Origin of the sequence: Ginsengibacter hankyongi (assembly GCF_008710285.1) — a bacterium.
In the GTDB taxonomy this organism is placed as follows: domain Bacteria; phylum Bacteroidota; class Bacteroidia; order Chitinophagales; family Chitinophagaceae; genus Ginsengibacter; species Ginsengibacter hankyongi.
The window spans coordinates 2213959-2227350 of record NZ_VYQF01000001.1 but is presented as its reverse complement, the minus strand read 5'-3'; the positions used below and the strand labels follow the sequence as shown (position 1 = coordinate 2227350).

Annotated in this window: 10 protein-coding genes; 3 read left to right on the top strand and 7 right to left on the bottom strand. The window is 39.3% G+C overall.

The window, feature by feature from the left end; all coding sequences use genetic code 11:
* The 4 genes from FW778_RS09480 to FW778_RS09465 all read right to left on the bottom strand — a co-directional run.
* Positions 1-501: transposase (locus FW778_RS09480; RefSeq protein WP_150414350.1), on the bottom strand; the 501-nt coding region annotated here is incomplete at its 3' end.
* Positions 502-815: 314 nt separating this feature from the next.
* Complete coding sequence (locus FW778_RS09475) at positions 816-3065, bottom strand: Tex family protein (RefSeq protein WP_150414349.1); 2250 nt, start codon at positions 3063-3065, stop codon at positions 816-818.
* A gap of 482 nt (positions 3066-3547) precedes the next feature.
* On the bottom strand, positions 3548-3766 hold the full coding sequence (locus tag FW778_RS09470) for a hypothetical protein (protein ID WP_150414348.1): 219 nt from the start codon (positions 3764-3766) through the stop codon (positions 3548-3550).
* Positions 3767-4437: 671 nt separating this feature from the next.
* Positions 4438-4902, bottom strand: a complete 465-nt coding sequence (locus FW778_RS09465) for a hypothetical protein (RefSeq protein WP_150414347.1) — start codon at positions 4900-4902, stop codon at positions 4438-4440.
* 812 nt (positions 4903-5714) lie between these two features.
* On the opposite strand from FW778_RS09465, the gene FW778_RS09460 reads away from it, so the two are divergent.
* The 3 genes from FW778_RS09460 (at position 5715) to FW778_RS23430 (ending at position 9286) form a co-directional block, all read left to right on the top strand.
* On the top strand, positions 5715-8090 hold the full coding sequence (locus FW778_RS09460) for an ABC transporter permease (protein WP_150414346.1): 2376 nt from the start codon (positions 5715-5717) through the stop codon (positions 8088-8090).
* Positions 8091-8666: 576 nt separating this feature from the next.
* Entirely contained in the window at positions 8667-8963 is a 297-nt protein-coding gene (locus FW778_RS23435; protein ID WP_235906169.1) for a hypothetical protein, read from the top strand.
* Complete coding sequence (locus FW778_RS23430; protein WP_235906168.1) at positions 8951-9286, top strand: hypothetical protein; 336 nt, start codon at positions 8951-8953, stop codon at positions 9284-9286. The genes FW778_RS23435 and FW778_RS23430 overlap by 13 nt, the downstream gene beginning before the upstream one ends.
* 50 nt (positions 9287-9336) lie before the next feature.
* Here FW778_RS23430 and FW778_RS09450 read toward each other — a convergent pair whose 3' ends face one another.
* The 3 genes from FW778_RS09450 to FW778_RS09440 form a co-directional block, all read right to left on the bottom strand.
* The gene (locus FW778_RS09450; RefSeq protein ID WP_150414345.1) at positions 9337-10758 is read right to left on the bottom strand and encodes a C45 family autoproteolytic acyltransferase/hydolase; all 1422 of its coding nucleotides are present in this window, start codon (positions 10756-10758) and stop codon (positions 9337-9339) included.
* A gap of 237 nt (positions 10759-10995) precedes the next feature.
* Positions 10996-12549 (bottom strand): hypothetical protein, encoded by a 1554-nt coding sequence (locus FW778_RS09445; RefSeq protein WP_317132375.1) that lies wholly within the window; start codon positions 12547-12549, stop codon positions 10996-10998.
* A gap of 424 nt (positions 12550-12973) precedes the next feature.
* A complete protein-coding gene (locus FW778_RS09440) occupies positions 12974-13387 on the bottom strand; it encodes a hypothetical protein (protein ID WP_150414344.1) in 414 nt (137 codons plus the stop codon).
* Positions 13388-13392 lie beyond the last annotated feature (5 nt).

Below are 13392 nucleotides of genomic sequence, written 5' to 3'. Positions count from 1 at the left end.
TAACCAGAAAGAACATTGTTCTTGTGTTTTTATACCAGTAATCTGATTAGAAATAAAAAGCAATTCTTTACTTGCCTGTAATTTGGGCTTGCTGCTCAGATAAGCCCTGCACTGGCGTTTCACATGAACAACACATCGTTGAATGACTGCATTGGGATATACTTTTGCAACTGCTTTTAAAATAGATTTATGCCCATCGCAGGTTACACTATATACTTCAATACCCAATGCTTTAAGTGCTTTTAAGTCCTGGTAGATTTCTCTGAATTTTTCCTGACTAGAGGTCCTATATAACTGCACATAGCGTATATCATGATCATAATACAAAATCAAACACAAGCCATTAGGAAGGTAAGTGCCATCAATGAGCAAATGAACCTGTGTTTTACTTTTGATTGGTATTTGGGGTGCCTGTTCAAGAAATTTTTTGAACAGGCGGCTGATGCTCCTGTTGCTCTTGTCCATCTCACTGGCTAGTGTACGGTAAACCCTTCTGTCCATTATCCACTTCTCAAACCAAACAAAACGATTGTCTGTTTTCTTATGCTCATTCCTCCAAAAAAATAACTGGCTGCAATCTTTACATCTATACCGCTGCTTACCATCTCTAACTCCCCATTTAATAACAGAAAAGCTGCCACAGGTGTAACAGCTTTTTATTCATTCTTTTTATGCAAGCATAAAACTTTTATGATTAATATCCCCAAAATCAACAGTGGCTTGATTCCTAAAGAATATTACCAACCATTTTTGGCAACATTCTCTAAATTTATCTTATCGTAATTATTTCTATTTGCGTCGTTGTTACCCGGTTTTTATTTAAAATTTTTTTTCAACTCCATCAGCTTAGCCTGGAAGGCATTCATTGGTTCAGACTTCTTAGTAACAGGTTTCTGCTGGCGTACCTCAATCTTCTTACTTTTTGTTTCAGTTTCGGTATCTTTCATTGATAAGGCGACTCTCTTTCTTGATATTTCTACATCCAGCACCGTTACCATAACTTTTTGGCCGAGCTTCACTGCCTCATTCGGATCAGTAATAAAGCGGTTACTTAAATGAGAGATATGAACAAGGCCATCCTGCTTTACGCCCACATTTACAAAAGCTCCGAAGTTGGTAATATTAGTAATAATTCCGGGTATCTTCATTCCTGGCTTTAAATCTTCCATAGTACTAACGCCCTCGGCAAAACGAAATTCTTCAATGGCAGAACGAGGGTCGCGGCCCGGCTTTTGGAGTTCTTTTAAAATATCTTCAATAGTAAACTGCCCTATCGTTTCAGTTACAAAGTCTTTGGCTTTGATCTCTTTTCGTAAAGCAGCATTTTGTATTAATTCCGGAACATTGCTATCCACTTTCGCAGCCATAGCTTCCACAACACGATAACTTTCGGGGTGCACCGCCGAATTATCTAACGGATTTGCAGCGCCAGGTATCCGCAAAAATCCCGCACTTTGCTCAAAAGCTTTTGGCCCCAACATCGAAACTTTTTTTAATTCTTCACGGCTCTTGAAACCCCCATTCCTGGTGCGATACTCCACCACATTCTTTGCTACCGTTGCACTGAGGCCCGATACGTAGGTTAATAGATGTTTACTCGCTGTATTTAAATCTACCCCTACAAAGTTTACACAGCTTTCCACCACCTGATCCAATGCTTCTTTCAACTTTGTTTGATTTACATCATGCTGGTACTGGCCAACACCAATACTCTTCGCATCAATTTTTACGAGCTCACTTAAAGGGTCCAGCAACCGGCGGCCAATACTTATCGCTCCGCGAACCGTTACATCTTCATCCGGAAATTCTTCTCTTGCCACTTCACTTGCCGAATAAATAGAAGCCCCGCTCTCGTTTACCATAAAAACAGAAACCGGTTTTCCAAAATCAATGCCCCGGACCAACTGTTCCGTTTCTTTGCTGGCTGTTCCGTTTCCGTAACCGATGGCTTCAATATTATATTCAGCCACCAATTCTTTTATCGTTTGTACGGCACCGTTATAATCGTTTTGTGGGGCATGTGGAAAAATAGTATTGTATTTTAAAAACACCCCGTGTTCATCAAGGCAGACCACCTTGCAACCGGTGCGAAATCCCGGATCAATTGCCATTATTCTTTTATGGCCCAGCGGGGAAGCCAACAATAACTGGCGCAGGTTTTCAGCAAATACTTTTATCGCCTCCTCATCAGCTTTCGCCTTTGCAGCTATGCGAAATTCGGTTTCAATGGAAGGTTCTAATAGACGGTTAAAAGAATCTTCTATAGCTAAGGCAACCTGCTGAGCTGCTGTATTGGACGCTGCCAGGAATTTGCGTTTCAACTCCTCCAGTGCAGTTTCCTTTTCAATATCAATATCCATAATTAGAAAGCCTTCTTTTTCGCCGCGGCGAATAGCCAATATTCTATGGGAAGGGCTCTTCACTAGCGGTTCACGGTAGTCGAAATAATCCCGGTATTTCTGCGCTTCCGTTTCTTCCTTTTTGCCGGTTAATACCCTGGAACTAAGTATCGCTTCTGCCGAAAATAATTTGCGAACAATATTACGGGCATCTTCATGCTCCGCAATCCATTCGGCGATTATATCCCTTGCTCCTTGCAGTGCTTCGGCACTATCTTTTACCTGTTCATTTATATAACCGGCAGCTTCTGCTTCGGCATTTATATTTTGCTGTTCAAATAATAATTTAGCCAGTGGCTCCAGTCCTTTTTCTATAGCCTGGGTGGCTCTTGTTTTTCGTTTAGGCTTATACGGTAGATAGATATCTTCCAGTTCGGTAGCGTTTATACAATCCCCAATGCGCTTCTTAAGTTCCGGGGTGAGTTTGCCGGCTTCTTCTATCGTCTTTAAAACTGTTTCTTTTCGTTTTTCAAGATCATTAAAATATTTTATTTGATTAATTACATTTCCCACTACTACTTCATCCAGGTTCCCGGTAGCTTCTTTGCGGTAACGGGCAATAAATGGAATAGTTGAACCTTCGCTGTGAAGTTCAAAAATACTATTGACCTGTTTGTTGGTTAGATTGAGTTCTTCAGCTATTTTTTGTACGTATTTCAGCTCCATAGGTTTATTTATTTTGGGGAGCAAATGTAAGAGCTATGAAAGGTAAAAAAAATTTGTTTGTACAGTGATAAAAAGATATTGCAGGCACGTGCACATCAAAATAAAAAAACCCCGCTAACGGCGGGGCTTTTATGGAATAATTTTAATTCCAGGGGTAAAATTTTTAACAGGATAAATTGGATGCCATTTTACTGGCTGGTTTTCTTTGGATACTTTTAGTTTCTTACAGGTATTGGATAAAAAAAATAAGAAGTTGACTGATATCGGATTTATTGGTTTTCATGGATTCGGTAAAAACGGGCTCTTTTCTAAGGATTTGGATTTTTGATTAATGTTTGTTGAACATCAATCAACTTCTGGAACAAAGATATACACGCCGGCATGGCCGGGCAAGAGCAGTAGTGCTTAATTTATCTCCTGTTGAAATTACTGCCAGCATCGTAAAAATACATGTATAAATACGTTAACGGGAAGATGCATTTTTACACTACAAGCCATTTACCTTCGTTGTCTTTACTATACGATAAGCCATTGCTCATTACATGAACCTCTTTACCGTTTTTACGATCCATAAAATTCATCAGTTGGTACACTCTTACTCCATTATTTTCTCTTGTTAAATACACTATCAACGCATGCAAGGTGGGTGGCACTTCATGCAACCACTGCTCTTCACTTTCTTTTACAAATGCCTGGCTCATACATCTTTTTACATATTCTGTGAAAAAACTGTGCCTGTTTTTTTAAAGGGCGCGAAGGAACAGGAATAAATTAGTATTTTAATGTTCCTTCTTATAAATAACCGGGCATTTACAGGATGAATTTTTTTTTATGCCGTATTGTGAATCGTTAATAATATTTCCAGCAATTGTTTTGCTTTGCTTATTCAATAAAGCTGTTCTATTAACCATAAATAGTTCCTGGTGCAATCGGCTTTAATAATCGATTCTGCATAATCATTTGCCAATTGGAGCAGGATGAAATTAAAAAAGCCCGCATTACTGCAGGCTCAATTATTTAAATTCCAGGGTGATGGTATTTACGACAGGATAATTGGATGTTTTGCGGGTGTTTTTTTGGGTTATTGGTAATCTAAGGTATCGGATAAAGAAAAAAAAGAAGTTGACTGATATCAGATTTTAATAATTTTTCTACTGGATAATTGGATAAAGATACTTTCTAAGGATTTGGATTTTTTGATTAATGTTCTTAAACATCAATCAACTTCTGGTACAAAGATAGGCCGGCTACACACCCTGCGCAAGAGCACTACTGCTTAATTATTCATCTACTGAATTTACCTAAATGATAGTATAAATACGAATAGCCGGATGTTAAAAACTACGTATATTCTTAAGGAGAATTAGTACAGTTATTTGGGCTGGCTGTTTAAGGCGGCACGCATTGCTTCCAGTTCCTTTAAGCGATTTTGACTTTTTGTCAAATCTTCGTTCAGCTTACTTATCATTTTATTTTGATCATCAAGATTATTATTGGCCTTCCTGGAGTCTTTTGCATCTTTTACTGATCGTCTTGCTTCTTTCTTTGCCCTCCTGGCATCTCTTACACTTCCGTTTGTAGCATGCGACGCCTTATCAGTAGTTGCCATAGCGGTGCTTTGGGCATCTGCACTGGCTTTATCTGATTTGCGGGTATATCCGGCTAAATCATTTTGGGCCTTGGCGAGTCGGGCAGTAAGGTCCGCAATATTACTGCTCACCTTTGCGTATTCTTTATTAAGTGCAGGAGTATCTGCAGCAGTTTTATAGGTTTGTGAAAAGGCAGGTATGCCTGCCATAATGAACAGCAGCACCGGTAAAAGAAAAATCTTTTTCATTGTATTTTGTATTTGTTAATGAATGTAGTGAGTGGTTTAGCCGAAACCGGCAAAAACTTAAGCGGGTAAATTAAATAATACAGACACTACTACAATTAACGAGCCGCGTTCCATATTGTCAGTTACCACTTGTAAAACAGCAAAGATTAGTTGTAAGTGTGTAAGTACTTTATGCTTTCCACATAACTTCTAAAAAGACCTTTCGGCCTGATGTACAAAAAAGCCCGCATTACTGCAGGCTCAATTATTTAAATTCCAGGGTGATGGTATTTACGACAGGATAATTGGATGTTTTTGCGGGTGTTTTCTTTGTGTTATTGTTAATCTAAGGTATCGGATAAAGAAAAAAGAAGTTGACTGATATCAGATTTTAATAATTTTTCTACGGGATAATTGGATAAGGGTACTTTCTAAGGATTTGGATTTTTGATTAATGTTCTTAAACATCAATCAACTTCTGGTACAAAGATATGCCGGCTACACACCCTGCACAAGAGCACTACCGCTTTATTATTCATCTATTGAATTTACTTAAACTATCGTACAAATACGAATAGCAATCTTCACGAATTACCTAATTTTGCAGTCCGCGCAGGCAAATTTTATAAATCGCTCCCGAGTTCTACCCTACGATTTATGTTGGAATATTGTGTAATGGATCTATTCGTATCCGCACACTTCCGTATCAAAAACGAACACTTCCGACTCAGACATAACTCATACATTACTCATAAACAATAGTTTCAGGCTGCGGCAAGGTTTTAGATGTTCAATGCAGATGTAAAATGCTGTATCATTTAAAATAATACTTCGTGATTAAAAACTATCTCAAAGTCGCGTGGCGCAATCTCGTTCGAAACAAAGCGTTCTCCGCAATCAACATACTGGGATTATCACTGGGCCTTACCTGCAGTATGCTTATCATTCTTTGGATAAAGGACGAAAGGAGCGTGGACGGTTTTCATAAAAATGGTAAGCAATTATACCAGGTATACGAGCGATGGATATCTAATGGTAAACCCGATGCTAGTTATCCCACGCAAGGACTGCTGGCAGATGAATTGAAAAAAGTGATTCCTGAAATTGAATATACAGCTGCTACAGACTATGCCGCTGCACCAGGCACACAAAGCACCTTCGAGGCAAACAATAAAGTAAATAAAAACTCCGGCAAGTTCGCCGGCCTTGATTTTTTTCGCATGTTCAGCTATAAGCTTTTACAAGGCAATGCAGCATCGCTTTTAAATGCGCCGAATAGCATCGCCATCTCCCGCAACATGGCGAACATTTTTTTTGGAAGCCCCGCTAATGCTATCGGTAAAACGATACATTTCGAAAATAAAGAAGACCTGCAGGTAACCGGGGTGTTTGAAAATATTCCTGCCAACTCTTCACAGCAATTTGATTTTATAAGAAGCTGGATAGATTATGTAAAGCAAAATAACTGGGTACACAACTGGGGCAACACGAGCCCGGAAACTTTTGTTCAATTGCGTACCGATGCTAACCCTGCAGCCGTGCAGGCAAAGATCAAAGATTTTCTCTACTGCTATGCCGACAAAGACCCGGCCGTGACAATGGAGCTGGCACTGCAGCCCTTCCCGGAGAAATACCTGCATTCCAATTTCAGCAATGGAAAGGTTGATGGCGGACGTATAGAATATGTAAAGCTCTTTACGCTGGTGGCAATTTTTATAATGCTTATAGCCTGTATCAACTTTATGAACCTTGCCACTGCAAGGGCGTCAAAACGGGCGAAAGAAGTGGGCCTTCGAAAAGTGGTTGGTGCAAGCCGTTCTTCATTAGTGGGGCAGTTTATTGGTGAAGCAATGTTACTCACGTTACTTTCTGTGATCATTGCAATTACTGCAACAACTTTGTTGTTGCCGGCGTTCAACGGTCTCGCAGGAAAGCACTTAGTGCTTCCCGTTAGTCAGCCTGCTTTTTGGATGGCCTCGGTTAGCTTGCTTGTTGTTACTGGCCTTGCGGCAGGAAGCTATCCGGCATTTTTCCTCTCTTCATTAAAACCGGTAAGGGTATTGAAAGGCACGCTAAAGTTTAGCCATGCCGCCACTTTCTTCAGACAGGGTATGGTGGTTTTCCAGTTTGCACTGTCCATCATTCTTATAGTGGGTATGATAGTGATCTACCGCCAAATGAATTTTATTCAAAATAAAAACCTCGGCTACGACAGGGAAAATCTTATCTATATTCCTATTGAAGGCGAGTTGATCAACAAGTATGAAGTTTTCAAAGAGGAAGCAAATCAGATGCCTTCCATTGTGGATATTTCGAAGATGAGAAATTCACCAACAATTATTGAGCATCACACCAACAGCATCAGTTGGCCGGGTAAAGACCCAAACAGTAATGTATCATTTGCGGATGGCGTGGTGGGCTATGATTTTGTAAAGACCATGAAGCTGCAATTAAAAGATGGCCGAGATTTTTCCAAAGACTATGCTGACTCAGCCAGCTATATTTTAAATGAAACTGCCGTGGATAAAATTGGCTATACAAATCCCGTTGGTAAACAAGTTACCTGGGGAAATCATCCCGGCACTATTATCGGTGTTATAAAAGATTTTCATTTCAGTTCCCTGCACGATCCCATTGATCCGTTGATTGTAAGGCTGGACGAAAAATGGCCCTGGGGAACTATCTTAGTGCGCACCCGGGCAGGCAAAGCGAAAGATGCCATAGCAGGATTGCAGAATATCTGCAAAAAATTGAATCCTAAATTTCCATTTACTTACCAGTTCTCTAACCTCGAGTTAGCAAATCTTTATAAAAGCGAACAGGTGATGAGTAAGCTTTCCGATTACTTTGCTTCCCTTGCTATTTTAATATCTTGCCTTGGCCTGTTTGGCCTGGCCACCTTTGTAGCTGCACAACGTACCAAAGAAATTGGTGTACGTAAAGTATTGGGTGCATCGGTTACCAATATCGTCACTATGTTTTCAGGAAATTTTTTAGAACTTGTTGGAATGGCCATACTCGTAGCTTTCCCTGTCGCATGGTGGGCCATGAACAACTGGCTGCAAAACTTTGCCTACAAGATTCATATTGAGTGGTGGATGTTTGCAATAGCCGGAATAGTAACCATTATTATCGCGTTGCTTACCGTAAGTTATCAAAGTATTAAGGCAGCGTTGAGTAACCCCGTAAAGTCCCTTCGTACTGAGTGAAATTCCGATATTCTTCACTACCACCTCTGCGTGTACACCTCATCGTTAGGTAAGTAAGCAATTATACATTATCCTAAAAAACTGCCGTAATCAATAATTACAGCAGTACCTGTAAATTTCCAAGGATCCGTTACTAATCACGGTCATAATCACGGTGATCGTAATTACGATCATGGTCTCGATGATGATCATCGTGGTGATAGCGATGGCGATAATTAGGGCGTTCATATTCTCTTTCATAATAACACCCGCTAACGGCTAACCCCAGCGCTACTGCCAAAGCCACCAAAAATAAATTCATCTTTTTCATAAATTGGTTGTTGATCTTTTTAAAAATTAGTTGATTAATTAGATGGAAACCGCCTGGTTAAGTTTACAAGCATGTTGCTGCTTTTTGGTAACAGACTGTTAAAAAATTGATAGTATTATTTTGCCTCTCAATAGCACAAATAAGATATATGCAAAGAGTGTTTCAAACGGAATTTAAAATGTTTAGCTCAAAAAAAGGTCGACGGCAGCCCATATAAGATTTGTATTACAACTGTATTATCGTAACTTAATATTGTAATAAACAGCATGCAAAACCGGGTTGATCCCTGCGGTAATATTATCACCACCACTGCACGTGGCTCGTGGATGGGCAACCGCGGGCAGTTACACGATCATACAAATGATATTCAGCGGCCTTTTAAGTTGAAGGCATGGCTTACCTGCGTGCTCCGGTTTAAGGAAAGACATAGAAAAGTTATGTCGCCCGGATTATATACCGAACTTTTTTTCCTGGATGAGGTTACGGCTTTTGCCGCCGGCCACCGGCCTTGCTTTGAATGCCGCGCAGACAGGATCATATTCGCTTTAAAATGTACTGGCTAAAAGGCAACGCAGCGTATGGGTTTACAGAAAAAACTACGGTAAAAGAAATCGATGCCATCCTCCATAATGAACGCATCAATCACGCAGGCAACAAAGTAACCTATCTTGATAATATTGATAACGTGCCCGCCGGCTCTTTTGTTTTTATGGATGAACAACCCTGGCTTATTGCCGGCAATTACCTGCATCACTGGACTGCTTTTGGGTACGATGGCAAGAGAGCTTTACCCACCAACCAGGTAGTTACGGTTCTTACCCCACGGTCTGTTGTAAATACTTTCAGCGCAGGGTATTTACCGCAAATGGCCGTGGAAAATATATGATTGCACAGAGCGAATTCAGTACATCTTCAACTTCCAAGACCGACATTTTACTAATTGCTTTTTGCCGCAAACAAAGTCCAGGGATATGATTTCATATCGGTGAGATATTTAGACATCCACGCATATTGCGGATGTGCTTCAAAAAAAGGTTCACCTTTAAAATCTTCTCCGCAGGGATGCCCCATATGTGCCCAGAATTCCATCTTAGCTGCCAGGTCGGAAGTAGTGATCTTACCCTGTACAGCACCCATAGGATAATAAGCTGGCTCATCCCACTCTTTACAACCAAGAGGGTCTTCATCAATATGCCCGCATATCACACAGCGGTTATTAGCATTCTTATTATCGAGTGCATCATAATGATCGGCTTCAATCTGTTTGCCAGTCTCTGCGTCTATCTTCCCTTTCATATCCAGGCATACCAATTTTTCCATTCTTAACTTCCGGGCATTGGGTGAAGTGGTTTTATCATTCACATTAAAAGTGGTTTCTTCTTTGATCAGCTTTGGATCACTGGGGAAGTTGCTGCCGATAATGGCAGTATCCTTACTTCTCCATATACGGTAATCTTTGAGACCCAGTTCCAGTTTGGCCACTTCATTTGTTTTGGTATCTCCTATGAGCCAGTCGTTCGCATAACCGCCATTGTTGCCCGTGGTAAATATCTTCACTACATCATCAATGCTGTTAGCATATTGGGCAGCTTTTCTTGCCCGCATAAACTCAGGAATACCGGTGGAGTCAAACAGGTTGAACTGGGTAATAGTAGTCTCTGTAATTAAAATACCCGCATCTGTTTCCAAAAAATCATCCCCGCTGTGTATATAACCGGGTATGCAATCCATGATAATATGATGCCCTTTCTCAGGCGCAATATCTGCTATTTCATTCCAGTGCTGGCCGATAATGTAACTGGTCCAGTTATTATGCCCCATCACTATTTTACCATTTTTGGTAAAACTTCCGGTGGCAATAAAGGCACTGCAGTTGCCGGGTGCTTTATTATCCGCGCTGTGTGGCTTCAGTGCGTTCGCTAACGAAGGCACATAATAATAGGCCAGTTCTTCCATGGCGTTAAAAGCCGTGATATCCAAACTATCGTATTGTTTATTCTTCGCTTTCAATCCGTCCACTATACCATTAATTTCATCTTTATATTCCGGGTCCAGTTTATCCCACAAAAAATTCTTTGCTGCCTGCCGGTAAAAACTCCAGTCATGGGCGGTTTCATGTGCCAATGTATAAGCCACCGTTTGAATGGTTGTATCAATTTCATCAGCAGCGAGGTAGCCGTGCTGATATCCGATGTTAGCCGGTGAGCCTTCAAGGTGCAGGAAGATCCAGCCATTCTTATCCTGCCGGTAGGCTTTGGCAAGCCTGTCTTTATTTATGGAAGTGGTTGTTTTAGTGGAAGTACCAGGATTACATGCCAGCATACAAAGAGCTGCCATAAAAACCATAACCTGTTTCATAATACAGTGTGATTTTAGGTAGGAAAATAAACAGATCACTAAATATAATCAGATTTTGAGAGATAAAATACAGTCCAAAAGTTATGGTTGCTTACAATCAATATCAATAACTCTTTCCCGATCATTCATCATCACTTATCCGGGTTACACGCCGACACAGGTTGTATCCTGAACACCTTCACTATTTTCCACTGCTGCAGGGCCGCATTTAAGGAATTAAATTTCAAGCTAAAAATTCTATCGATGCTTGCTCTTTAAGTATTTGTTCTTTATTATTTCGCTCATAGGTTTTTCATAAACTTTGCTTTCAACCCATGAAATAATATCGAGATAAGCAAATGACCTAGTTTCAAAACGATTTTTTTCCAGGTGTTTAATTTTTTCCAGGAATTGTTTTAGTTCAGTAATTAATTCCTTTGGCCTCACTTTAGTTGAGTGTCGTAAAAATGTAAATATCTCCTCTTCAACAACAGTAAGGTTTTTCATCCGTGCCATAAACCTGTAAACCGATTTAATTAACGAATCCAAAATTTCATCATTCCCTAATTCATAATGGCAAAGAAGGTGCATCAATCTTGAATAACACTGTAAATCGTTTCGCAGACCCGAATGAGTATCATTTATTAATTTATGCAAAAAATCTATCGCCGTGGCGTAATCGCCCGAGCCAAAATACAACGTAGCAATTTTATAATTGAATACAAGGATCCGGTGACTGTCAACAAACAAAACATATTCATTTAATTTTTCTACAATTTCCGGTACGATCTTTAATCCTTCTTTAAAATCTCCCAGCATTAAATATTTATTAAGCCTTGCACTATTAATATAAATGGAAGTATGTGTGCGGAAATTATCGTGCTGATTAGCTACTTGCGTGCCCGCAAAAACTTCAAATTGCTTTAATGTAATTTCAAATTTTGCAAAATTTCTAAGATCGAAATGTGCATTTAATAGATTGTGCATGCCTTTAATATAATGGCCTGTCTCTACAGCAATCATCACTTCGTTTTCCCGAAAAAGATCGATCCATTTTTGGCTATACCGGTAATACATCAAAAAGTCCTGCCTTATAAAGGCATACCAGCAATAGCTTTGGTATAAATACAACTTCTCATAAAAACCATTAATTGCGTTAGGATCTGCCGGCAAAGATTGGGCAAAAAATTCCCGAATGCCTTGCTCATCCTGTTCGTTGCGTGCATGCCCGTTTTTCACATACCATCTGTACAATAACAAAGCAAGGTTAGACAATCGTGTAACCCGATCTATATGCCCGCTTATATCAAGCGCTTCTTCGGCAAGCCTTTCTGTTTTTTCTAATGAGCTTCTTGTTATATGCAGGGTTTCAATTTTTTTTTCCAGTGAAATAACCTGTACCAGGAAATTCATTTTTTGATTTGTTCTGGCAAGTTCTTTTGCTTTTTCAAGAATGTGTAGGCTTTGTATTTTAAGCCCCTTATTATAAAGTAGCCTTGCATTATCGAGGTGCTCACTCAGCTTCAGGTCAATATTGTCATTTGTTTTTAATAAGCGTAAGCTAGCCAGTAATTGCTTGTATAAATGGGTTTTTAAATTAGATAACTGTGGCTTGGTAATATCGCTAAGTGTTTTAAGAAGCTGCCTTTCGTCGTATTCGCTAAGTTTATCCAAAGCATCAAACAGGCGAATTATTTTCAGGTCTTCTTTGGCAGAACTTCTTTTTATATAAAGCTTAAAATGTCTTTTTTCAGACTTTTCCAGGGAATGAACCAATTGAAATAACGTATCAGAAAAAAGATTGGGCATCATTGAGAATTTATGCTGAAATGCAAGATAATAAAGGGATTTTTAAATCAACAATTCCTTCTGCGATGATAGAATCGCCAATAGATTGATTGGTTCGTTTTTTTAGCACAACGTAAGTTTGTCCAATAAAAAGGGTTAAAAAAATAAATGGATCTATTGTGGCAGGCTTTTAATCCGTTTTCTTCTTATTGTAAGCTGTGATATCAGCACAAAACAGACAATTAAAGAATCTCATATCAAGCAATCGTAAAGGCCGTCTTGTTTCTACAGGAGGCCCTGTTTTTTTTTGAGAGTGTGAAAATAACCATTATTTATTATTAACAAAATTTTTTTTACTATAAGTCAATATCTAAAAATAAAAGACCTGCCCGAATTAACAGGCAAGCCTTTTATTGTTTTAATAGGGATTTAATTTTCGGTGAACAGCTTATAATTTTGCTACAATGATATCTTCAGTCACATTAGTCTGTGCGCTTATTTTGTAAACCTGCTTTTTGTGAGTTTTTGCAGAAGTTACTTCGATTCTTACGCCAAAATCCGGGGCACTTAATTCTGATTCATCAATATCAAGTTGATATTGCCTGGAGAGGTTTGCACCTTTTATTTTCTCTGAGTATAAAACATTATAGTTTGCGTCCTTAATGTTTACGTAATACACTTCATCTGTGTTGTTGTTCAGGCTCAGTTGAAATACAGGATGATTTTTCACTTTACCAATGAATTTTAATTCGGCGGGGTTATCAGTTTTAGTACCTGCAAAAGTTGCATTGGTTAAACCCATTGTACAAAGGGCAAATAAACCCATTGTGATCATTTTTGTTGATTTGATTGTCTGTTTCATAAAGT

What these genes read in the sequence shown, in the direction of transcription:
- FW778_RS09445 (WP_317132375.1), bottom strand. Translation starts at nt 12,549, where the DNA reads ATGATGCCCAATCTTTTTTCTGATACGTTATTTCAATTGGTTCATTCC.
- FW778_RS23430 (WP_235906168.1), top strand. Translation starts at nt 8,951, where the DNA reads ATGTACTGGCTAAAAGGCAACGCAGCGTATGGGTTTACAGAAAAAACT.
- FW778_RS09440 (WP_150414344.1), bottom strand. Translation starts at nt 13,387, where the DNA reads ATGAAACAGACAATCAAATCAACAAAAATGATCACAATGGGTTTATTT.
- FW778_RS09465 (WP_150414347.1), bottom strand. Translation starts at nt 4,902, where the DNA reads ATGAAAAAGATTTTTCTTTTACCGGTGCTGCTGTTCATTATGGCAGGC.
- FW778_RS09470 (WP_150414348.1), bottom strand. Translation starts at nt 3,766, where the DNA reads ATGAGCCAGGCATTTGTAAAAGAAAGTGAAGAGCAGTGGTTGCATGAA.
- FW778_RS09450 (WP_150414345.1), bottom strand. Translation starts at nt 10,758, where the DNA reads ATGAAACAGGTTATGGTTTTTATGGCAGCTCTTTGTATGCTGGCATGT.
- FW778_RS23435 (WP_235906169.1), top strand. Translation starts at nt 8,667, where the DNA reads ATGCAAAACCGGGTTGATCCCTGCGGTAATATTATCACCACCACTGCA.
- FW778_RS09475 (WP_150414349.1), bottom strand. Translation starts at nt 3,065, where the DNA reads ATGGAGCTGAAATACGTACAAAAAATAGCTGAAGAACTCAATCTAACC.